Genomic DNA, 20,955 nt, shown 5'->3' with positions numbered 1-20,955 from the left:
GCCTTAGCCCCTCATCAGATTGATGTCTTCGACCCGGATGGAGCCGCGGTTGCGGAAGTACACCACCAGGATGGCGAGACCGATGGCCGCCTCGGCGGCGGCGACGGTCAGGATGATCATGGAGAAGACCTGCCCGACCAGATCGTTCAGGAAGACCGAGAACGAGACCAGATTCAGGTTCACGGCGAGCAGCATCATCTCGATCGACATCAGGATGATGATGACGTTCTTCCGGTTGAGGAAGATGCCGAGGACGCCGAGCGTGAAGATGATGGCCGAGACCGTCAGATAATGCCCGAGACCGATTTCCATGATCACACGCCCTCCCCGGTCGGCACCTTGCGGATGGCGACCACGTCCTCGCGCCGACGGGCGAGCTGGGAGCCGATGTTCTGCTTCCGGACACCCTCGCGCTGACGCAGGGTCAGGACGATGGCGCCGATCATGGCGATCAGCAGCACGATGCCCGACGCCTGGAACAGATAGACGTAGTGGGTGTAGATCAGCTGACCGAGCTGCTCGGTGTTGGTCGCACCGGGCATCGCCGCAACCGGCGCCGAGGCGGCCTTCTCCGCGGCCGGCGCGATGATCCAGCCGCCGAGAACGGCGGCCAGTTCGGCCAGCAGGATGAGACCGATCAGCCCGCCGATCGGCAGGTACTGGAGCGCGCCCGCCCGCAGCTCGCGGAAGTTGATGTCGAGCATCATCACCACGAACAGGAACAGCACTGCGACCGCGCCCACATAGACGATCACCAGGATCATCGCGATGAACTCGGCCCCGAGCAGCACGCACAGGCCGGCGGCCTGGAAAAAGGCCAGGACCAGATAAAGGACCGAATGAACCGGATTCCGCGCCGAGATGACCATCACACCGGAGGCCACCAGCAGCGCAGCAAAGACGTAGAAGGCGATGCCTTGAACAATCATCGTTATCCCCGTTTCCGCTTACCGCACTGCAAAGACTTACCGGTACGGCGCCTCGGCCGCGAGGTTCTGGGCGATTTCCGCTTCCCAGCGGTCGCCGTTCGCCAGCAGCTTCTGCTTGTTGTAGAAAAGCTCTTCACGGTTCTCGGTGGAGAACTCGAAGTTCGGCCCCATCACGATGGCGTCCACCGGGCAAGCCTCCTGGCAATAGCCGCAGTAGATACACTTCGTCATGTCGATGTCGTAACGCGTGGTGCGGCGGCTGCCGTCCTCACGCGGTTCGGCCTCGATGGTGATGGCCAGGGCCGGACACACCGCCTCGCACAGCTTGCAGGCGATGCAGCGTTCCTCGCCGCCGGGATACCGGCGCAGGACGTGCTCGCCGCGGAAGCGGGGGCTGATGGGGCCCTTTTCGAACGGGTAGTTCAGGGTCACCTTGGGCTTGAACATGTAGCGCAGGGTGAGCCCGAGGCCGCCCAAAAGTTCGGTCAGGAACAGGCTGCGCGCCGCACGATCGAGGAACGCCATGGCCTCTTCGTCTCCTTCCTAGCGGGCGCCCCGTTCCGGGTAGCGCCCGCGCTTTCTCTTTGAAACTCGATCCGATGGTCCGTTCAGGCGCCGGTCATTTCGGCAGCCAGCCGAACGTCACCAGCACGCCGGCCGTCAGCACGACCCACAGCAGCGAGAACGGCAGGAACACCTTCCAACCCAGACGCATCAGCTGGTCGTAGCGGTAGCGCGGCATGGTCGCGCGGACCCACACATAGACGAACAGGCAGAAGGCGATCTTCAGGGCGAACCAGATCGGGCCGGGGATCCACGTGAAGGGCGCGAACGGCAGCGGCGGCAGCCAGCCTCCCAGGAACAGGATGCTGGTCATCGCGCTCATCAGGATCATGTTGGCGTATTCGCCAAGGAAGAAGAGCGCGAAGGGGGCCGAGCTGTATTCCACCATGAAGCCGGCCACCAGCTCCGACTCGCCTTCCGGCAGGTCGAAGGGCGACCGGTTGGTTTCCGCCAGCGCCGAGATGAAGAAGATGACGAACATCGGCAGCAGCGGGATGGCGAACCAGATCGTCTCCTGCGCCTCGACGATCTTCGTCAGGTTCAGCGAGCCGACGCAGAGCAGGACGGAGATGATGACGAGGCCCATCGAGACCTCGTAGGACACCATCTGCGCCGCCGAGCGCAGCGCGCCGAGGAAGGCGTAGCGCGAGTTCGACGCCCATCCGGCCATCACGATGCCGTACACGCCCAGCGACGAGATCGCGAACAGGTACAGGATGCCGACGTTGATGTCAGCCAGCACCATGCCGTAGTCGAAGGGGATGACCGCCCAGGCGACCAGCGCCAGGAAGAAGGTCAGCATCGGCGCCAAGTAGAACACGAAGCGGTTCGCGCCGACCGGCAGGATCTGCTCCTTCGCGAACAGCTTCAGGCCGTCCGCGAAAGGCTGCAGAAGCCCGAACGGGCCGACGATGTTCGGACCCTGGCGGAGCTGCATGGCGCCCATGATCTTACGCTCGGCGTAGGTCATGAAGGCCACGGCCACCAGGAGCGGCACGACGATCGCCAGGATCTTGAGGACGATGATGATCAGCGGCAGAAGGAAGCCGCTCCAGAACTCAGCCATGGGTACCGGTCCTCTCCTGAGCGCTCTCGGCGTGCTTCACAAACGTCTCGGCGCAACGAGCCATGGTCACCGAGGCGCGGCTGATCGGATCGGTCATGTAGTAGTTCGCGACCGACGAGAAGAAGGGCGAGTCGTCGACCAGTCCTTCCACGCCGAACGGCGCCCAGGGGGCCGGCGTGACCGTGCCGACCGCCGCGAAGACCGGGTTGACCTCGGCCAGACGGCGACGGATCTGCGTCAGGCTGTCGTAGGGCAGCTTGTGGCCGAGCTGTTCCGACAGGGCGCGCAGGATCTTCCAGTCCTCCCGCGCCTCGCCGGGCGGGAAGGTGGCGAGACGCGCCTGCTGCGGGCGGCCCTCGGTGTTGACGTAGAGGGCGTTCTTCTCGGTGTAGGCTGCACCCGGCAGGATGACGTCGGCGCGGTGGGCGCCCTTGTCGCCGTGGTGGCCCTGGTAGACCACGAAGGCGTTGCCGAGCGCGGCGGTGTCGATCTCGTCGGCGCCCAGCAGGTACACCACGTCGATCTCGCCCTTCCCTGCCCCCTCGACGATGCCGGCGGTGCCGCGACCGCCCTCGCCCGGCAGGAAGCCGATGTCGAGACCGCCAACGCGGGACGCCGCCGTGTGCAGCACGTTGAAGCCGTTCCAGCCGTCCTGAACCACGTTGAAGGTCTCGGCCAGCTTGCGCACCGCGGCCTGGACGGCGGCGCCGTCCTTGCGGCGGAAGGCACCGGCGCCGAGGATGACCATCGGGTTCTTGGCGCCGCGCAGCGCGTCGGCGAAGGCGTGCGTGCCGTCGACGAGCTGCTGCAGGGCTTCGGTGCCCGTGCCGAGATGGCTATACGGGTAGGTCAGCTCGCGGGCCTCGCCGATCACCGCGACCTTCAGGCCACCCATCAGGTAGCGCTTGCGGATGCGGGCGTTGACGATGGTGGCTTCCCAACGCGGGTTGGTGCCGACCAGCAGGATGACGTCCGCCCGCTCGATCCCGGCAATGCCGCTGTTGAACAGGTAGCCCGCACGGGACGACGTGTCGAACAGGGCGCCGTCCTGGCGGCAGTCGATGTTGGCGGAGCCGAGGCCCGCCATCAGCTCCTTGAGCGCCAGCATGGACTCGGTGTCGGCCAGATCGCCGGCGATCGCGGCGATGCGGTTGCCCGGAACACCCTTGACCTTGGCGGCGACGGCCTGGAAGGCCTCGGCCCAGGTTGCCGGCTGGAGCTTGCCGTCCTTGCGGACGTAGGGGCGGTCGAGACGCTGGCGCTTCAGCCCGTCATAGGCGAAGCGGGTCTTGTCGGCGATCCACTCCTCGTTGACGTCCTCGTTGACGCGCGGCAGGACGCGCATCACCTCGGGGCCGCGGGTGTCGACCCGGATGTTCGAGCCGACCGCGTCCAGCACGTCGACCGTCTCAGTCTTGCGCAGCTCCCACGGACGGGCCGTGAAGGCGTAGGGCTTGGACAGCAGCGCGCCCACCGGACAGACGTCGGCGAGGTTGCCCGACAGCTCCGACCCGATGGCCTTCTCGACGAAGGTGGTGATTTCCATGTGCTCGCCGCGGTTCACCGCGCCGAGGTCGGGAACGCCGGCGATCTCGTTCACGAAGCGGATGCAGCGCGTGCAGTGGATGCAGCGCGTCATCTCGGTCCGGATCAGCGGCCCCATGTACTTGTCCTGGACGGCGCGCTTGTTCTCGCCGTAGCGGCCACGGTCGAAGCCGTAGGCCATCGCCTGGTCCTGGAGATCGCACTCGCCGCCCTGGTCGCAGATCGGACAGTCCAGCGGGTGGTTGATCAGCAGGAATTCCATGACGCCCTTGCGGGCCTTGTGCACGAGCTCGGTGTTGGTCTTGACGACCATCCCGTCGCCGCAGGGCATGGCGCAGGCGGCCACCGGCTTCGGCGCGCGCTCCATCTCCACGAGACACATGCGGCAGTTCGCCGGCACGCTCAGACGCTCGTGGTAGCAGAAGCGCGGGATCTCGATGCCCAGCTGTTCGCAGGCCTGCAGGATCGAGGTGCCCGGCTCGACTTCGATCTCGATCCCGTCGATGGTGAGTTTCGGCATGGGAAACCGGGCTCCTTACTCGGCCGCCAAGGACTTGGCGGCGTTGCGATAGTCGAGGATGCGGCGCTCGACCTCCGGCCGGAAATGCCGGAACAGGCCCTGGATCGGCCAGGCCGCGGCATCGCCGAGCGCGCAGATGGTGTGCCCCTCGATCTGCTTGGTGACCTCCAGCAGCATGTCGATTTCCTCGACCCGCGCGTTGCCGGTCACCATGCGCTGCATGATGCGGTTCATCCAGCCGGTGCCCTCGCGGCACGGCGTGCACTGGCCGCAGCTCTCATGGGCGTAGAACTGGGACAGGCGGGCGATGGCCTTCACCACGTCGGTGGACTTGTCCATCACGATCACCGCCGCGGTGCCCAGGCCGGACCGCACGTCGCGCAGGCTGTCGAAGTCCATCAGGACCGTGTCGCAGATCGACTTCGGCAGCAGCGGCACCGACGAGCCGCCGGGGATGATCGCCAGCAGGTTGTCCCACCCGCCGCGCACGCCGCCGGCGTGCTTCTCGATCAGCTCCTTCAGCGGAATGCCCATCTCCTCTTCCACGTTGCACGGCTTGTTGACGTGCCCGGAGATGCAGAAGAGCTTGGTGCCGGTGTTCTTCGGACGGCCGAGACCGGCGAACCACGCCGCACCGCGGCGCAGGATGGTCGGAACCACCGCGATGGACTCGACGTTGTTCACCGTGGTCGGGCAGGAATAGAGACCGGCCTGGGCGGGGAACGGCGGCTTGTTGCGCGGCTGGCCCTTCTTGCCCTCGATGGACTCGATGAGCGCCGTCTCCTCGCCGCAGATGTACGCGCCCGCGCCGCGGTGGATGTAGATGTCGTAGTCGTAACCGGTGCCGCAGGCGTTCTTGCCGATCAGCCCCGCCTCGTACGCCTCGTCGATGGCGCGCTGGACGTTGGAGCCTTCGTTGTAGAACTCGCCGCGGATGTAGATGTAGCAGGCGGACGCGCCGATGGCGAAACCGGCGATCAGGCAGCCTTCGATCAGCTTGTGCGGATCGTGGCGCAGGATGTCGCGGTCCTTGCAGGTGCCCGGCTCGCCCTCGTCGGCGTTGATGACGAGGTAGACCGGCTTGTCCGTCACGTTCTTCGGCATGAAGGACCACTTCATGCCGGTCGAGAAGCCGGCGCCGCCGCGCCCGCGCAGGCCGGACTCCTTGACCTGCTCGATGATCCATTCCTTGCCCTGGGCGATCAGGGCCTTGGTGTTGTCCCAGTCACCACGCTTCCGGGCGGCGTCCAGGCCGAAGCTCTGGTAGCCGTACAGGTTGGTGAAAATGCGGTCCTCGTCGCGAAGCATCGCATCCCCCTCAATCGGCCGTGGTGGTGAAGGCCTTCAGAGTCGTCGGGCCGCCCACCGGTTCGGAGGACTGCCGGCCGATCTGCGAGCCGTGCTTGGGGACCTCGCCGCCCTTGAGGGCGTCGATGATCTTTTCCATGTGTTCCGGGCTGACGTCTTCATAATAGTCGTCGCCGATCTGGACCACCGGCGCGTTGACGCAGGCGCCCGAGCATTCGACCTCGCGCAGCGTGAACTGGCCGTCGGCCGTCGTCTCGCCGACACCGATGCCCAGCTTGCGCTCGCAGGTGTGCACGATGTCGTCCGACCCGCGCAGCCAGCACGGCGTGGTCGTGCAGACCTGAATGACGTGCTTGCCGACCGGGGTCTTGTTGTACATCGTGTAGAAGGTCGCGACCTCGTACACGCGGATGCGCGGCATGCCGAGCAGGTCGGCCACGGCGTCCATGGCGACGCGCGGCAGCCAGCCCTCGCTCTGGCGCTGGGCCAGATCGAGCAGCGGCATGCAGGCGCTGGCCTGCTTGCCCGCCGGGTACTTCGCGATGATGGCCTTTGCCCGTTCCAGATTTTCCGGAGTGAAGGCGAAGGAGGCCGGCTCCTTGGCCGGGTCGTGAGCCGGGGCGCTCATCGGTCAATTTCTCCGAACACGATGTCCATGGACGCGATGTTGGCCACCGCGTCGGCCAGCATGTGGCCCTTCGACATGAAGTCGAGGCCCTGCAGGTGGGCGAAGCCCGGCGCGCGGATCTTGCAGCGGTACGGCTTGTTCGTGCCGTCCGAGACCAGATACACGCCGAACTCGCCCTTCGGCGCCTCGATGGCGGTGTAGGTTTCGCCCGCCGGGACGTGGAAGCCCTCGGTGAAGAGCTTGAAGTGATGGATCAGCGCTTCCATCGACCGCTTCATCTCGCCGCGCGGCGGCGGGGAGACCTTGCGCTCCTCCGCGCGCACCGGGCCTTCGGGAAGCTCCTTCAGGCACTGGCGGATCATGCGGTTGGACTGGCGCATCTCCTCCATGCGGACGAGGTAGCGCGCCCAGCAGTCGCCGGTCAGGCCGACCGGCACGTCGAAGTCCATGCGGTCGTAGACTTCGTAGGGCTGCGACTTGCGCAGGTCCCAGGCGACGCCCGAACCGCGCAGCATCGGGCCGGTGAAGCCCCAGTTGAACGCCTCTTCCTTGGTGACGACGCCGATGTCGACGGTCCGCTGCTTGAAAATGCGATTGTTCGTCAGCAGATTGTCAATGTCGTCAACAAACTTCGGGAAGCGCTCCGTGAACTCCCAGATGTCGTCGGTCAGGCCAGCGGGCAGATCCCAGGCGACGCCGCCGGGACGGAAGTAGTTCGCATGCAGGCGCGCACCGCACACACGCTCGTAGAACTCCATGAGGATCTCGCGTTCCTCGAAGCCCCACAGCGCCGGCGTGATCGCGCCGACGTCGAGCGCGCCGGTGGTGATCGACAGGATGTGGTTCAGGATGCGCGTGATCTCGGAGAAGAGGACGCGGATGTACTGGGCGCGCAGCGGCGCCTTGATCTGCAGCAGGTTCTCGATGCCGAGCACATAGGCGTGCTCCATGCACATCGGGCTGACGTAGTCCAGGCGGTCGAAATACGGAACGGCCTGCAGATAGGTCTTGTACTCGATCAGCTTCTCGGTGCCGCGGTGCAGCAGGCCGATGTGCGGGTCGCAGCGCTCGACGACCTCGCCGTTCAGCTCCATCACCAGACGCAACACGCCGTGGGCCGCAGGGTGCTGCGGCCCGAAGTTCATGGTGTAGGGCTTGATCTGGGTCTTGCCGCCGGACTGGCCGGCGGAGGGGTGTGCGGACGTGGCGATGGTCACGGCTTGCTCCCGGTGTCAGGGGCCTGGGCCTTCTCGTCGCCGGGCAGCATCACGTTCGTCATGCCTTCCCAGGGCGACAGGAAGTCGAAGCTGCGGAAATCCTGCGTCAGGCGGACGGGTTCGTAGACGACGCGCTTCTGGTCCTCGTCGTAGCGGCACTCGACATAGCCCGTCATCGGGAAGTCTTTGCGCAACGGGTGACCTTCGAAACCGTAATCGGTCAGGATGCGGCGCAGGTCCGGATGGTCGGAGAAGAAGATCCCGAACATGTCCCAGGTTTCACGCTCGAACCAGCCCGCCGCGTTGTACACCGGCACGGCCGAAGCCACCGGGGTGTCCTCGTCGGTCGTGACCTTCACGCGGAGGCGCCGATTGTGCTTGTAGCTCAAAAGGATGTAGACGACCTCGAAGCGTTCCTCCCGCTCCGGCCAATCCACAGCGGTGACGTCGAGCAGCTGCTCGAACGAGCAGGTCGGATCGTCGCGCAGGAAGGTGAGCGACTTGATGAGCGAGGGCCGGCGGACGGTCACCATCAGCTCGCCAAGCTTCAGCTCGACCTTCAGGACGTCATCGCCGAGCGTCGCGGCGATATGGTCCCCAAGTTCCTTCAACGCCTGTTCGGACATGGCCAGGACCTGCCTTTTTCTTATTCAGCGAGCGATGCGGTTGCCGCGCCGGATCTTCTTTTGGAGTTGCAGAATGCCGTAGACCAGCGCTTCCGCGGTCGGAGGACAGCCCGGCACATAGATATCGACCGGAACGATCCGGTTGCAGCCGCGCACCACCGAGTAGGAATAGTGATAGTAGCCGCCGCCGTTGGCGCAGGAGCCCATCGAGATCACCCAGCGCGGTTCCGGCATCTGGTCATAGACCTTGCGCAGCGCGGGGGCCATCTTGTTGGTCAGCGTGCCGGCCACGATCATGCAGTCGGACTGGCGTGGGCTGGGGCGCGGAATGACGCCGAAGCGGTCCAGGTCGTACCGGCTCATGTAGGCGTGGATCATCTCCACCGCGCAGCAGGCCAGACCGAAGGTCATCGGCCACAGGGAACCGGTGCGGGCCCAGGCGAGCACGTCCTCGTACTTCGCCGTGATGAAGCCCTTTTCCTGGATCTCCTCGGTGACCGCGCGGAGATAGGCGTCCTGTTCCGGTCCGGGCGGAATCGGCGCCAGCTTGGCAGCCTCTACTCCCATTCCAGAGCTCCTTTCTTCCACTCATAAATGAAGCCGATGGTCAGGATCCCCAGGAACACAATCATCGACCAGAAGCCGAACAGGCCGATGTCCCCGAGCGCCACGGCCCACGGGAACAGGAAGGCGACCTCGAGGTCGAAGATGATGAAGAGGATGGAGACCAGGTAAAACCGCACGTCGAACTTCGTGCGGGCATCCTCGAACGGCTCGAAGCCGCACTCGTAGGGGGAGAGCTTCTCCGAATCCGGATTCTTCGGGCTGATGACGTAAGACGCGCCAACCATCACCACGGCCAGCGCGATACCGATCAACAGGAACACCAGGATCGGAAGGTACTCAATGATCAGCGGGTTGGTCACCGCGGTCCTCCCATAAGCCCACGCCACGATCGCCGGTACGGCCCGTAATCGGCCGACGCGCGGTGTCGTGGCTGGAATGCCTTGGATTAGCCCATCAGACGGGCCGGAATATATGACGAGAGCGTGATCAAGGAAAGCGCTTTGAATCGCTTTCGGCCAACGAATCCACTCTGCGGAAATGAGCGGATGTCCTTGGTATTACCAAACTTTTTAAATGACCCTTCTCTCTATCCGGCTTATCGGATATGCGGGTCGAGCTAACCGGATATAGGGATCACGAGCCCGTCGGTAAAGCCGCGAACGCTTCGTTTTCATTACGAAAAGGAGAGAGGAGATGATGGGAGAATGGCGCGAGTGACGGGACTTGAACCCGCGGCCTCCGGCGTGACAGGCCGGCGCTCTAACCAACTGAGCTACACCCGCGCAACGCGGCGACATCAACTGCGCAAAACAAGCGTCCGTGTCAGGGGGCGCAGCGCAGTGTCCAGGGCAGTCGCCCGTCGCCGATGGGCGGTTTCTATCCGCCCGACGCATCGCCTGTCAATCACGAATTTGAAAAGTGCCGGTCCGGATGGCCGGGCGCGCTGGTGGGCGATGAGGGTTTCGAACCCCCGACCCTCTCGGTGTAAACGAGATGCTCTACCGCTGAGCTAATCGCCCGCGCCGCGCCAATGCCCGAACGTTCCGCTCAGACAAAAGCAAAGCCGGCCAGCGGGTGCTGACCGGCGCGCACTATGCCCGGATTGACTCGGCCGTTCAAGACGTCATCACTTCAGACCGTCCTTCAGCGTCTTGCCCGGCTTGAACTTGGGCTGTTTCGACGCGGGGATGGCGATCTTCTCGCCGGTGCGCGGGTTCCGGCCCTCGCTGGCGGCGCGCTCGGACACCGCGAAGGTGCCGAAGCCGACCAGGCGGACCTCCTCGCCGTTCTTCAACGAGTCGGCGATGCCATCAAAAACCGCATCGACCGCCTTGGTCGCATCAGTTTTAGATAAACCCACAGCATCGGCGACGTGCGCCACCAGATCGTTTTTGTTCACTTACTTCCCCCCTTCCCGCTTCGGCAAAGAAAATGGAAGCAAAGCCGCCCAATGACTTCGCGCTTTCAAACGATAAACGCGACATCGCCCGCCCGTCAATTGCAGACGGGCGGGCGATGCGACGCGCGATGGCGCTTTAACGGCGCTTTAAACGCCGGACGGGATCAGTGACGCAGCACCTCGCCGCCGCCGTCGGGCTGCGGCTTGGCGACCGCCGGCTCGACCGCTTCCGGCTCCTTCCACTCGATCGGCTCGACTGCGCGGACCAGGGCGTGCTTCAGGACGTCGTCCACCGTGCTGACCGGGATGATCTCCAGCCCGCGCTTCACGTTGTCCGGGATCTCAGCGAGATCCTTCTCGTTGTCCTTCGGGATCAGCACATGCTTGAGGCCGCCGCGCAGAGCGGCCAGCAGCTTCTCCTTCAGGCCGCCGATCGGCAGCACCCGGCCGCGCAGGGTGATCTCACCGGTCATCGCCACATCCTTGCGGACCGCGATGCCGGTGAGGACCGACACGATCGAGGTGATCATCGCCACGCCGGCCGACGGACCGTCCTTCGGGGTGGCGCCTTCGGGCACGTGGACATGGATGTCCCGCTTCTCGAAGAGCGTCGGCTTGATGCCGAAGGCGGTGGCGCGCGACTTGACGTAGCTCTCGGCCGCCTGCACCAACTCCTTCATGACGTCGCCGAGCTTGCCGGTGGTGGTCACCCGGCCCTTGCCGGGCAGGGCAACCGCCTCGATGGAGAGCAGCTCGCCGCCGACTTCCGTCCAGGCCAGACCGGTGGTCACGCCCACCAAGTCCTCAAGCTCCGCCTCGCCGAAGTGGAAGCGGCGGACACCGGCGTACTTGTCGAGGTTCCGGCGGGTGACCGAGACCTTGGCGCCGGCGGAGCCCTTCATCAGGATCTCCTTCACGGCCTTGCGGCAGAGGTTGGCGATCTCGCGTTCCAGGCTGCGGACGCCGGCTTCCCGCGTGTAGTAGCGGATCAGGTCACGCAGCGCGTCGTCGGAGATGGCGAACTCGCCCTTCTTGAGGCCGTTGGCCTCCACCTGCTTCTCGATCAGGTGGCGCTTGGAAATCTCGACCTTCTCATCCTCGGTGTAGCCGGCGACTCGGATGATCTCCATGCGGTCCAGCAGCGGCTGCGGCATGCGCATCGTGTTGGCCGTGCAGACGAACATCACGTCCGACAGATCGTAGTCGACCTCCAGGTAATGGTCGTTGAAGGTGCCGTTCTGCTCGGGGTCGAGGACCTCCAGCAGGGCCGACGACGGGTCGCCGCGCCAGTCGGCGCCGAGCTTGTCGATCTCGTCCAGCAGGAACAGCGGGTTGGACGACTTCGCCTTCTTCATGCCCTGGATGACCTTGCCGGGCATCGAGCCGATGTAGGTGCGCCGGTGGCCGCGGACCTCGGCCTCGTCCCGCACGCCGCCGAGCGACATGCGCACGAAGTTGCGGCCCGTGGACTTGGCGATCGACTTGCCGAGCGAGGTCTTGCCGACGCCGGGCGGCCCGACGAGGCAGAGGATCGGCCCCTTCACCTTGTTCATGCGGTTCTGGACCGCGAGATACTCGAGGATGCGTTCCTTGACCTTCTCCAGGCCGTAATGGTCGGCGTCGAGGATCTTCTGCGCGAGTTTCAGGTCCTTCTTCACCTTGGTGCGCTTCTTCCACGGAATGGACAGCATCCAGTCCAGGTAGTTGCGCACCACCGTCGCCTCGGCCGACATCGGGCTCATGGAACGCAGCTTCTTCAGCTCGGCCAGGGCCTTGTCGCGGGCTTCCTTGGAGAAGCGGGTCTTGTTGATCTTCTCTTCCAACTCGGCCGACTCGTCGCGGCCGTCCTCGGTCTCGCCGAGTTCCTTCTGGATCGCCTTGAGCTGTTCGTTGAGGTAGTACTCGCGCTGGGTCTTCTCCATCTGCCGCTTGACGCGGTTGCGGATGCGCTTTTCCACCTGCAGGACGCCGATCTCGCCTTCCATGAAGGCATAGACCCGCTCCAGCCGCTCCGACACCGTGGCGCATTCCAGGAGCTGCTGCTTCTCCGGAATCTTCAGCGCGAGGTGGGAGGCGACGGTGTCCGCCAGCTTGCCCGGCTCCTCGATCTGGTTGATCGAGACCAGGACCTCCGGCGGGATTTTCTTGTTGAGCTTGATGTACTGCTCGAACTGCGAGACGACGGCCCGTCCCAGCGCCTCAAGCTCCTGGCTTTCCCCGACCTTCTCCTCGACGAGGTCGGCGTGGGCCTGGAAGAAATCCTCGTTCTCGGCGAACTTGGTGATGGACGCGCGCTGGCCGCCCTCCACGAGCACCTTCACCGTTCCGTCGGGCAGCTTCAGCAGCTGCAACACGGTCCCAACGGTGCCGACGCTGTAGATATCGGCCGGCGTCGGATCGTCCTGCGCGGCGTTCTTCTGGGTGACGAGAAGGATCTGCTTGTCGTCCTTCATCACGTCTTCCAGGGCGCGCACGGATTTCTCGCGGCCGACGAAAAGAGGCACGATCATGTGGGGGAAAACCACGATGTCGCGGAGCGGCAGGACCGGATAGAGGGCACCACGAGGGATTTCGAACATTGATTGGGCCTCTTTCATTGGGACGCCGTCAGCCCGGGATGGGCCTGGGAAGACCCCCGCCTCGGGGGATGAGCACAGGGATCGAAAACCGGCACTTTTTCTAACGTGGCACAGCCATAGCCCCCCTTCAAGGGTCAGAACCCCAATTCCGTATGGCGGTGCGGCATGCCGGTCCGGCCGCGCCGCGGCCCGGCCGGCGCCCCAAATGTCCGCAAATGCCGGAAACGACGAAGGGCGCCCAAAGGCGCCCTTCCCCGTATCCGATGCTGATCGGCCGTGACAACCTCAGGCACCCGGTGCCTGCTGCTCCCCGCGGCGCTCGGCGTGGACGTAGAGCGGCTTGGCCCGCCCCTCGACCACCTCCTTGTTGACCAGGATGCTCTCCACCCCGGACAGGCCGGGCAGGTCGAACATCGGGTCGAGCAGGATCGACTCCATGATCGACCGCAGGCCGCGCGCGCCGGTCTTCCGCTGGATCGCCTTGTGGGAGATCGTGCGCAGGGCGTCGTCGGAGAATTCCAGACGGACGTCCTCCATCTCGAACAGGCGCTGGTACTGCTTGACCAGGGCGTTCTTCGGCTTGGTGAGGATCTCGACCAGGGCCGACTCGTCCAGATCGGCCAGCGTGGCAACCACCGGCAGACGGCCGATGAACTCGGGGATCAGGCCGAACTTCAGCAGATCCTCGGGCTCGACCTCGCGCAGGATGTCGCCGGTCGAGCGCTCGTCCGGGCCACGGACGTCGGCGCCGAAGCCGATCGACGTGCCCTTGCCGCGCTGCGCGATGATCTTGTCCAGCCCGGCGAAGGCGCCGCCGCAGATGAACAGGATGTTGCTGGTGTCGACCTGCAGGAACTCCTGCTGCGGGTGCTTGCGGCCGCCCTGCGGGGGCACGGAGGCGACGGTGCCTTCCATGATCTTCAGCAGGGCCTGCTGCACGCCCTCGCCCGACACGTCGCGCGTGATCGAGGGGTTGTCGGACTTGCGGCTGATCTTGTCGACCTCGTCGATGTAGACGATGCCGCGCTGCGCCCGCTCGACGTTGTAGTCGGCGGCCTGGAGCAGCTTCAGGATGATGTTCTCGACGTCCTCGCCGACATAGCCCGCCTCGGTCAGGGTCGTGGCGTCGGCCATGGTGAAGGGAACGTCGATGATCCGGGCGAGCGTCTGGGCGAGCAGCGTCTTGCCGCAGCCGGTGGGGCCGACCAGCAGGATGTTGGACTTCGCCAGTTCGACGTCGTTGTGCTTCGTGCCGTGCGCCAACCGCTTATAATGGTTGTGCACCGCAACAGAAAGGACCCGTTTCGCGTGATGCTGGCCGATCACGTAATCGTCCAGTACCGCATGGATGTCGCGCGGGGTCGGCACGCCGTCGCGGGACTTCACGAGGGTCGTCTTGTTCTCCTCGCGAATGATGTCCATGCACAGCTCGACGCATTCATCGCAGATGAACACCGTCGGACCGGCAATCAGCTTGCGGACCTCGTGCTGGCTCTTGCCGCAAAAGGAGCAGTAGAGCGTGTTCTTCGAATCGCCGCTGCTGGACTTGCTCATCGGTACTCCGTCATCTCGCGGGGGACTGATCCGTATACCCTGTCAACCGCCTTCGGCGTCCCCCGACGCCGGTCCTTTCAAAGGTTGTCACGGGGAAGGCCCGCGACAAGGTTAACGCATCCGCTCACTCATCCTTCGAACCCGATCCATCGGACCGGTTCCCCATCATTCAACAACAGGGAACCGGCGCAATCAATCATTAGTTCGCGCGTGCCCTCAGGCGGCGCTGCCGTCGCCGACCGAGCCGGGGCGCTTTTCCACGACCTCGTCGATCAGGCCGAAGGCCTTGGCCTCTTCCGGCGACATGAACTTGTCACGCTCCATGGCCGCCTCGATGGTGTCGAGCGACTGGCCGGTGTGCTTGACGTAGATGTCGTTGAGGCGCGAACGCAGCTTCAGGATCTCCTGGGCCTGGATCTCGATGTCCGAGGCCTGGCCCTGGGCGCCGCCCGACGGCTGGTGGATCATGATCCGGCTGTTGGGCAGCGAGAAGCGCTTGCCCGGCGCGCCGGCGGCGAGCAGGAGCGAGCCCATCGAGGCCGCCTGCCCCATGCACACCGTCGACACCTGCGGACGGATGTACTGCATGGTGTCGTAGATGGCGAGGCCGGCCGAGACGTAGCCGCCTGGCGAGTTGATGTAGAGCGCGATGTCCTTGCTCGGGTTTTCCGATTCCAGGAACAGCAGCTGCGAGCAGATCAGGCTGGCGACGGCGTCGTTCACGCCACCGATCAAGAAGATGATCCGTTCCTTCAGCAGGCGCGAGTAAATATCGTACGCTCGTTCGCCCCGGTTGGTCTGCTCGATGACCATCGGGACCAGAGCATTCATCTTCGGTTCGAAGTCGTACATGGTGGTCTTCCCTGCTCCCGCAGCTCGGTTAGTCGTCTGAGCAGTCTACATATAGGAATGGAAAGGGGCGACCGGTAGGCCGCCCCTCAACCTTTCTGACGTCAGGCCGCCTCGGCCTCCTCGTCGGGGTCCTTCATAAGCTCTTCGGCGGACACCGGCTTCTCGCTGACCTTGGCCTGCTCCAGGATGTAGTCGACGACCTTGTCCTCGAAGATCGGGGCGCGGAGGTTTTCCAGCGCTTCCCGGTTCTGCTTGAAGAACTCGAACACCTGACGCTCCTGGCCGGGGAAGCGGCGGGCTTCCGCGATCAGGGCGCGGTTGATCTCGTCCTGGGTCACCTGGATGTCGTTGCGGCGGCCGATCTCCGACAGCAGCAGGCCCAGGCGCACGCGGCGCTCGGCGATGCCGCGGTACTCGGTCTTCAGCTCCTCTTCCGGCTTGCCGGCGTCCTCACCGGCGGTGCCGTTCTTCAGCTCCTGCTGAAGGCGCTGCCAGATGCCCTCGAACTCGACGTCCACCATGCCCGGCGGGACCTCGAAGGAGTGGGCCTCGGCCAGCTTGTCGAGGAGCTGGCGCTTGACGCGCAGGCGCGACACGTTGGCGTACTCGCTCTTGATGCGGTCGCCGACGGCCTCGCGCAGCTTCTCCAGGCTCTCCATGCCGAACTCCTTGGCGAGGTCGTCGTTGACCTCGGCCGGGACGTTCTTGCGGAGTTCCTTGACGTCCACCTCGAACACGGTGTCCGCGCCCTTCAGGCGGTCGTGCGGGTAGTCGGCCGGGAAGGTGACCTTCACCGTGCGGTGCTCGCCGGCCTTGGCGCCGACCAGCTGGTCCTCGAAGCCCGGAACGAACTGGTTGGCGCCCAGCTCCAGCGGGTAGTCCTTGCCGTCCATGCCCGGCAGGGCCTCGCCATCGACCGAACCGGCGAAGTCGATCACGGCGATGTCGCCCTTCTCGGCCGCGCGGTCCTCGGTGACCGGAGCCTGCACCGAATGGGCCGAGGCCAGACGGGTCAGCGCCTCGTCGACGGCCGAGTCCTCGACCGCGGCGACCGGCTTCTCAAGCTCCAGGCCGCTGAGGTCGCCCGGCTCGATGTCCGGCAGAAGCTCGACGCCCATGGTGTAGGACAGGTCGCCGCCGTCCTCGTACTTCTCGACGTTGATCTTCGGCTGCATGGCGATGCGCAGGCCGCGCTCGTTCAGCGCTTGGCGCGAGCTGTCGGCGATCGCATCCTCCAGAGCCTCGGCCAGCACGCTGCCGCCGTAGCGCTGCTTGATCACGGCAACCGGCACCTTGCCCGGACGGAAGCCGGGGAGCTGCACCGTCCGGCGCAGCTCTTCGAGCCGGCCCTGCACCTTCTGTTCGATATCCTGGGCGGAAATGACGACCTTGTACTCGCGCTTCAGGCCGTCGGCGCTGGTCTCGGTGATGTTCATCGGAACGAAAGCCTATCTCGTTGTCCGGCCCGGCGGCGCCCGTCCGGGCGGCCCGAAACCGTGTGTTCCCATGCGGTCCAAGCTGTTGCCATGGTGCGGGCGAAGGGACTCGAACCCCCACGACCGAAGTCACCGGAACCTAAATCCGGCGCGTCTACCAGTTCCGCCACGCCCGCAATGGCATAGACAGCCCGCGACGGGTGCGGAACACCCGACGGACTGCCGGCGAAGTCCGCTCTATAGCACAGGGTTCGCGCCGCAAACAGGCAAAATGGGCGCCGTTCCGCACGCCATTGGAGGGTGCGGCGCGAGGGAGCGGGTGCAGGGGCGGACCGGCTCACGCGCCCCCCTTGCCCAACGACCGGATCGCGGAGGAGGCGTTGACCCTGCCCTCCCCCCGGTATGCCTCGTGGTTGGCGTCGATTTCGCCCAGCTTGTAGCGGTAGTTGATCATCATCCCGCAGGACTGCCGAACCCCCTTGGGCGAGCGGTCGCCCAGCCAGTTCAGCCGTTCCATGCGGGCACCGTTGCTGAGGTGGAAGTGGGCGACCGGGTCGAGCGCCCGTGCCGGCGCTGCGCCCGGCCGTTCGCTGCGACGGTCCGACGCGCGCGCGGTCGTCAGGTAATGCGCGCACAGCCGCGTCAGCGGGCCGCGCAGCGACTTCTGAAGCTCCTCGTCGGTGTGCCACTCCGGCAGAGCCAAAGCGCCGGCCAGCACCGGGCGCTCGTCCGCCTCGGTGTCCATGTCCGATTCGCCGGCGCCCGGACGACCGGCCATGACCTCCGCGATGCGTTCCGCCTCGGGCGGGGTGAGCAGCGAATCAGCGCGCTCGGCCAATTCCCGGTCCAGCCAGCGGCGAAAGCCGGGAATCGGCGACAGGGTGGCAAAGCATTTGATGTTGGGAAACTCGCCGGCCAACCCGTCCACCACCCGCTTGATCAGGAAGTTGCCGAAGCTGATTCCCGCCAGCCCGACCTGGGCGTTGGAGATTGAATAGAAGATGGCGCTGTCGGCGCTCTTCGGGTCGCAGACCGGTGCGGAGGGATCGAGCAGCGCCTGGACGTTGTCCGACATGCCCTGGACCAGCGCGACCTCGACGAAGATCAGCGGCTCGTTCGGCATGCGCGGGTGGAAGAAGGCGAAGCAGCGGCGGTCGGAATCGAGGCGGTCCTTCAAATCCCGCCAGCCGCTGATCTCGTGCACCGCCTCGTACTTGATGAGCTTTTCCAGCAGCGAGGCCGGGCTGTCCCAGGTGATGCGGCGCATCTCCAGGAAGCCGACGTCGAACCAGTTGCGCAGCAGGCTCTTGAGATCGTCCTCCAGCGCCTGGAGCAGCGGCTCCCCGCGGGCCATCTCCATCAGCTCGGCGCGCAGGTCGACCAGGAACTTCACGCCTTCCGGCAGGCCGTTGAACTGGGTCAGCAGCCGCAGCCGGGGCGGCTCCAGCGCGCGGCGCAGGGCGCGCTCGGCATGGCCGCGCGACACCGGGTCGCCCGCCGTCTGAAAGGTCGCCATCGCCTGGTCGACGGCGGCGCGGTCCACGTCGAAGTCACGCGCCAGCATCATCAGGAAGTTGCGCCGCCCCTGCCCGTCCAGCGCCAGATAGGTGCGGCCGAGTTGCGCCGCCCGCGCCCGCGCCGACACCTCGCCGCCGCGGCCCTCCAGGCAGGCTTCGATCTGCTCCTTCAGCCGCTCCGCGTCCTCCTTGGGCAGATTGGCGCGCGGCGCGGCGCCGACCACCCCGCGGGCGGAGGCGGCGATCTCGCGCCAGCCAGCGCGCAGCGTATCCAGGGTGCGGTCAAGCAGGCCCGGCGGCGTTCCCGCCCCGACGACGGGGGGCTGGGCCGGGATGGACCCCATGGACTTGGTCCCGGCGGGTTTGGTTTCGGGCGTCTCGCTCATACCCAGAGTCTGGCGTGTGGACGCGCTCTCGGCAAGCCATAGCTTGAGCCCGGCCTTAAGAGTAGGTCCCCTGTCCAGGCGTATGTATGCCCCGGGGACGGCCGGTCAGTGCCCGCCCGCCTTCAACCGCTTCAGCACCGCCGGCAGAGCGTCCGGCAGATCCTCGGCGATCAGACCCGGCCCGAACGCGGTCGCCGCCTCGCCGTGCAGCCAGACCGCGGCGCAGGCGGCGTCAAACGCGTCCATCCCCTGGGCGATCAGCCCGAGCGCGATGCCCGCCAACACATCCCCCGACCCGGCGGTCGCCAGATCGGCCGGAGCGTTGGCGTTGACGACGGCCCGCCCATCCGGCGCCGCGACCACCGTGTCGGCGCCCTTCAGAAGAACGACGGCCCCACTGCGCTCCGCCGCGGCGCGGGCGCGGGTCAATTTGCCGCCCTCCTGCGCCGCAATGTCCGGAAAAACCCGGGCGAACTCGCCCTCGTGCGGGGTCAGCAGGCAGCGTTCGTTCAGCCGGCCGAGCAGGTTGGCGGGCGACTCGGCGAAGCTGGTCAGCGCGTCGGCATCCAGCACGCAGGCCTTTCCCGCGGCCAACGCAGCGAGGACATGGTCCCGCGTGCCCTGCCCGACTTCGGCCCCCGGCCCCAGCAGCACCGCGTTCCTGCGCGGGTCCGCCAACAGCGCCGCGAAGGCGGCGCCGTCCGCCACGTCGGTCACGATCAGGCTGGGCGACCCGGCGGCGTAGATCGGCACCGAGTCGGGCGGACAGGCCACCGTGACCAGCCCCGCCCCGGCGCGCAGCGCGCCCCGCGCCGACAGCCGCGCCGCTCCGGTCATCCGCGCCCCGCCCAGCACCAGCGCGTGCCCCCGCGCGTATTTGTGCGCATCGAGCCGCGGCCAGGGGTAGCGCTGCCGCCACAGGTCGGGGCCGTTCACCAGGATTTGTGGTGCGAGGGCGTCCAGCACGGTGTCGGGAATGCCGATGTCGGCGACCACCACCTCCCCGCAGAGGACCCGGCCGGGCAGCAGCAGATGGCCGGGCTTGCGGCGGAAGAAGGTGACGGTCAGCGCCGCCTGCGGGGCCGCTCCCATCACTTGGCCGCTGTCGCCGTGCAGGCCGCTCGGCACGTCCACGGCGACGACGGTGCGTCCCGCCATCGCCTCGACCACCTCTTTCGCCATTCCGTCGAGCGGGCGGGCCAGCCCGGCTCCGAACAGCGCGTCGATGACCAGGGGATTGCCCTCCAGCAGCCAGGGGTCGGCGGCTTCCACCGGCCCGGTCCAGCGCCCGGCGGCCACCGCCGCGTCGCCGCGCAGGGCGGAGCGCGATCCCAGCAGGGCCAGCCGCACCGGCCAGCCCGCTTCAAGAAGAAGACGCGCGATGACGAAGCCGTCGCCGCCGTTGTTGCCCGGCCCGCACAGCACGACGGTCGGGTGCGGCGCCCAGCGCTCGCAGACCGCACGCACCACCGCGGCCCCCGCCGCCTCCATCAGCACGGGTCCCGGCACGCCGCCCGCCATGGTCAGCGCGTCGGCGCGATACATCTCCGCCACGGAAAGCAGTTCGTCCATCGCCACACCCGCCGCAAAACCGCGTGATCGTCACCCGGCACAATAAGCGCCGCGACGGCCGCAGGATAGCTGGGCACACGGGGAATGGAAGGGTTGGCCGGTCTGGCACGGGACTTGGAAAGGGAGGATGGGGCGATGGATGGGACTCGAACCCACGACCGCTCGGACCACAACCGAGAGCTCTACCAACTGAGCTACCACCGCCACCGGAGGACGGAACGACCCGTCCGAAAAACCCCTGCCACCGTTTCGGTCGATGCAATGTCGGCGAGAAACACCGACGACACGCGCGCATCCGCCGTCTAAGGAGGACTGGGGCGATGGATGGAACTCGAACCCACGACCGCTCGGACCACAACCGAGAGCTCTACCAACTGAGCTACCACCGCCACCGGGGTCGCCTATTTGCCTCAAGGGACGGGGCGGGTCAAGCTCTATTTTCCACCGAAATCATCAATGTGAAAAGACCGCCTTACCCCCTCCGAAAGGGGATGGCTGCGCGGATTGCTTGCAGCGTGTGCACAAATATTGTTCACTTCGCCCTATCCGTTGGCAGTCGCGTGCCGCCCGCGGTGGCATCGGCCCGCTGCGGCCCGGCATCCCACGCAGCCGGATCGCAACCGCTCCGATTGGCACGCAACGTGCTTTACATCGGATTGTCGGCAGAGCCGTGGACGGTGCCTGTCGACG

At 66.0% G+C, this 20,955-nt stretch carries 18 protein-coding genes and 5 tRNA genes; all 23 read right to left on the bottom strand.

What is annotated here, in order from left to right; genetic code table 11:
- Positions 1 to 3: 3 nt before the first annotated feature.
- On the bottom strand, positions 4 to 312 hold the full coding sequence (gene nuoK / locus ACWPN5_RS06255; protein ID WP_014240130.1) for an NADH-quinone oxidoreductase subunit NuoK: 309 nt from the start codon (positions 310 to 312) through the stop codon (positions 4 to 6).
- Between the two features lie 2 nt (positions 313 to 314).
- Positions 315 to 929 carry an NADH-quinone oxidoreductase subunit J gene (locus ACWPN5_RS06250; RefSeq protein WP_114858448.1) on the bottom strand — a complete coding sequence of 205 codons (615 nt, stop codon included), beginning with the start codon at positions 927 to 929 and terminating at the stop codon, positions 315 to 317.
- Positions 930 to 965: 36 nt separating this feature from the next.
- Positions 966 to 1,454 carry an NADH-quinone oxidoreductase subunit NuoI gene (nuoI, locus tag ACWPN5_RS06245; RefSeq protein WP_014240128.1) on the bottom strand — a complete coding sequence of 163 codons (489 nt, stop codon included), beginning with the start codon at positions 1,452 to 1,454 and terminating at the stop codon, positions 966 to 968.
- Between the two features lie 94 nt (positions 1,455 to 1,548).
- A complete protein-coding gene (gene nuoH / locus ACWPN5_RS06240; protein ID WP_014240127.1) occupies positions 1,549 to 2,559 on the bottom strand; it encodes an NADH-quinone oxidoreductase subunit NuoH in 1,011 nt (336 codons plus the stop codon).
- Positions 2,552 to 4,624, bottom strand: coding sequence for an NADH-quinone oxidoreductase subunit NuoG (gene nuoG / locus ACWPN5_RS06235; RefSeq protein WP_200476658.1), 2,073 nt, complete (start codon positions 4,622 to 4,624; stop codon positions 2,552 to 2,554). Before nuoG ends, nuoH begins: the two co-directional genes overlap by 8 nt.
- 15 nt (positions 4,625 to 4,639) lie before the next feature.
- Complete coding sequence (nuoF, locus tag ACWPN5_RS06230; RefSeq protein ID WP_014240125.1) at positions 4,640 to 5,932, bottom strand: NADH-quinone oxidoreductase subunit NuoF; 1,293 nt, start codon at positions 5,930 to 5,932, stop codon at positions 4,640 to 4,642.
- A gap of 10 nt (positions 5,933 to 5,942) precedes the next feature.
- The gene (nuoE, locus tag ACWPN5_RS06225) at positions 5,943 to 6,560 is read right to left on the bottom strand and encodes an NADH-quinone oxidoreductase subunit NuoE (protein WP_145684843.1); all 618 of its coding nucleotides are present in this window, start codon (positions 6,558 to 6,560) and stop codon (positions 5,943 to 5,945) included.
- On the bottom strand, positions 6,557 to 7,705 hold the full coding sequence (locus ACWPN5_RS06220; protein WP_035673062.1) for an NADH-quinone oxidoreductase subunit D: 1,149 nt from the start codon (positions 7,703 to 7,705) through the stop codon (positions 6,557 to 6,559). Before ACWPN5_RS06220 ends, nuoE begins: the two co-directional genes overlap by 4 nt.
- A 68-nt stretch (positions 7,706 to 7,773) precedes the next feature.
- Positions 7,774 to 8,403: an NADH-quinone oxidoreductase subunit C gene (locus ACWPN5_RS06215; protein ID WP_014240122.1), complete on the bottom strand. Its 630-nt coding sequence runs from the start codon at positions 8,401 to 8,403 to the stop codon at positions 7,774 to 7,776.
- 24 nt (positions 8,404 to 8,427) lie between these two features.
- Complete coding sequence (locus ACWPN5_RS06210; protein WP_492294841.1) at positions 8,428 to 8,970, bottom strand: NuoB/complex I 20 kDa subunit family protein; 543 nt, start codon at positions 8,968 to 8,970, stop codon at positions 8,428 to 8,430.
- Positions 8,961 to 9,329: an NADH-quinone oxidoreductase subunit A gene (locus tag ACWPN5_RS06205; RefSeq protein WP_014240120.1), complete on the bottom strand. Its 369-nt coding sequence runs from the start codon at positions 9,327 to 9,329 to the stop codon at positions 8,961 to 8,963. The genes ACWPN5_RS06210 and ACWPN5_RS06205 overlap by 10 nt, the downstream gene beginning before the upstream one ends.
- A 346-nt stretch (positions 9,330 to 9,675) precedes the next feature.
- Positions 9,676 to 9,752 (bottom strand) — tRNA-Asp (locus tag ACWPN5_RS06200).
- Positions 9,753 to 9,914: 162 nt separating this feature from the next.
- Positions 9,915 to 9,989, bottom strand: a tRNA-Val gene (locus ACWPN5_RS06195).
- A 107-nt stretch (positions 9,990 to 10,096) separates the two neighbouring features.
- Positions 10,097 to 10,369, bottom strand: a complete 273-nt coding sequence (locus ACWPN5_RS06190) for an HU family DNA-binding protein (RefSeq protein WP_038528397.1) — start codon at positions 10,367 to 10,369, stop codon at positions 10,097 to 10,099.
- A 164-nt stretch (positions 10,370 to 10,533) separates the two neighbouring features.
- Positions 10,534 to 12,948, bottom strand: a complete 2,415-nt coding sequence (gene lon / locus ACWPN5_RS06185; RefSeq protein ID WP_492294839.1) for an endopeptidase La — start codon at positions 12,946 to 12,948, stop codon at positions 10,534 to 10,536.
- Between the two features lie 285 nt (positions 12,949 to 13,233).
- Complete coding sequence (gene clpX, locus ACWPN5_RS06180) at positions 13,234 to 14,502, bottom strand: ATP-dependent Clp protease ATP-binding subunit ClpX (protein ID WP_014240114.1); 1,269 nt, start codon at positions 14,500 to 14,502, stop codon at positions 13,234 to 13,236.
- Positions 14,503 to 14,718: 216 nt separating this feature from the next.
- Positions 14,719 to 15,354 carry an ATP-dependent Clp endopeptidase proteolytic subunit ClpP gene (clpP, locus tag ACWPN5_RS06175; RefSeq protein ID WP_145684838.1) on the bottom strand — a complete coding sequence of 212 codons (636 nt, stop codon included), beginning with the start codon at positions 15,352 to 15,354 and terminating at the stop codon, positions 14,719 to 14,721.
- A 101-nt stretch (positions 15,355 to 15,455) separates the two neighbouring features.
- Positions 15,456 to 16,790: a trigger factor gene (gene tig, locus ACWPN5_RS06170; protein WP_492294837.1), complete on the bottom strand. Its 1,335-nt coding sequence runs from the start codon at positions 16,788 to 16,790 to the stop codon at positions 15,456 to 15,458.
- Positions 16,791 to 16,881: 91 nt separating this feature from the next.
- A tRNA-Leu gene (locus ACWPN5_RS06165) sits at positions 16,882 to 16,966 on the bottom strand.
- A gap of 161 nt (positions 16,967 to 17,127) precedes the next feature.
- Complete coding sequence (locus tag ACWPN5_RS06160; protein WP_492294835.1) at positions 17,128 to 18,651, bottom strand: malonyl-CoA decarboxylase; 1,524 nt, start codon at positions 18,649 to 18,651, stop codon at positions 17,128 to 17,130.
- 147 nt (positions 18,652 to 18,798) lie between these two features.
- Complete coding sequence (locus ACWPN5_RS06155) at positions 18,799 to 20,265, bottom strand: NAD(P)H-hydrate dehydratase (RefSeq protein WP_492294833.1); 1,467 nt, start codon at positions 20,263 to 20,265, stop codon at positions 18,799 to 18,801.
- Positions 20,266 to 20,393: 128 nt separating this feature from the next.
- Positions 20,394 to 20,469 (bottom strand) — tRNA-His (locus ACWPN5_RS06150).
- 109 nt (positions 20,470 to 20,578) lie between these two features.
- Positions 20,579 to 20,654: transfer RNA gene (locus ACWPN5_RS06145), tRNA-His, on the bottom strand.
- Between the last annotated feature and the right edge of the window lie 301 nt (positions 20,655 to 20,955).

Source organism: Azospirillum sp. UENF 211521 (assembly GCF_058780535.1).
The sequence above is the reverse complement of the archived record's forward strand: the minus strand, read 5'-3'. Positions and strand labels throughout refer to the sequence as shown.

Bases quoted from the DNA above. Each gene is read 5' to 3' on its own strand.
- lon (WP_492294839.1), bottom strand. From the start codon at position 12,948: ATGTTCGAAATCCCTCGTGGTGCCCTCTATCCGGTCCTGCCGCTCCGC.
- ACWPN5_RS06210 (WP_492294841.1), bottom strand. From the start codon at position 8,970: ATGGGAGTAGAGGCTGCCAAGCTGGCGCCGATTCCGCCCGGACCGGAA.
- nuoI (WP_014240128.1), bottom strand. From the start codon at position 1,454: ATGGCGTTCCTCGATCGTGCGGCGCGCAGCCTGTTCCTGACCGAACTT.
- ACWPN5_RS06155 (WP_492294833.1), bottom strand. From the start codon at position 20,265: ATGGACGAACTGCTTTCCGTGGCGGAGATGTATCGCGCCGACGCGCTG.
- tig (WP_492294837.1), bottom strand. From the start codon at position 16,790: ATGAACATCACCGAGACCAGCGCCGACGGCCTGAAGCGCGAGTACAAG.
- clpX (WP_014240114.1), bottom strand. From the start codon at position 14,502: ATGAGCAAGTCCAGCAGCGGCGATTCGAAGAACACGCTCTACTGCTCC.
- ACWPN5_RS06215 (WP_014240122.1), bottom strand. From the start codon at position 8,403: ATGTCCGAACAGGCGTTGAAGGAACTTGGGGACCATATCGCCGCGACG.
- nuoF (WP_014240125.1), bottom strand. From the start codon at position 5,932: ATGCTTCGCGACGAGGACCGCATTTTCACCAACCTGTACGGCTACCAG.
- ACWPN5_RS06220 (WP_035673062.1), bottom strand. From the start codon at position 7,705: ATGAACTTCGGGCCGCAGCACCCTGCGGCCCACGGCGTGTTGCGTCTG.
- nuoH (WP_014240127.1), bottom strand. From the start codon at position 2,559: ATGGCTGAGTTCTGGAGCGGCTTCCTTCTGCCGCTGATCATCATCGTC.
- nuoK (WP_014240130.1), bottom strand. From the start codon at position 312: ATGGAAATCGGTCTCGGGCATTATCTGACGGTCTCGGCCATCATCTTC.
- nuoG (WP_200476658.1), bottom strand. From the start codon at position 4,624: ATGCCGAAACTCACCATCGACGGGATCGAGATCGAAGTCGAGCCGGGC.
- ACWPN5_RS06250 (WP_114858448.1), bottom strand. From the start codon at position 929: ATGATTGTTCAAGGCATCGCCTTCTACGTCTTTGCTGCGCTGCTGGTG.
- clpP (WP_145684838.1), bottom strand. From the start codon at position 15,354: ATGTACGACTTCGAACCGAAGATGAATGCTCTGGTCCCGATGGTCATC.
- ACWPN5_RS06160 (WP_492294835.1), bottom strand. From the start codon at position 18,651: ATGGGGTCCATCCCGGCCCAGCCCCCCGTCGTCGGGGCGGGAACGCCG.
- nuoE (WP_145684843.1), bottom strand. From the start codon at position 6,560: ATGAGCGCCCCGGCTCACGACCCGGCCAAGGAGCCGGCCTCCTTCGCC.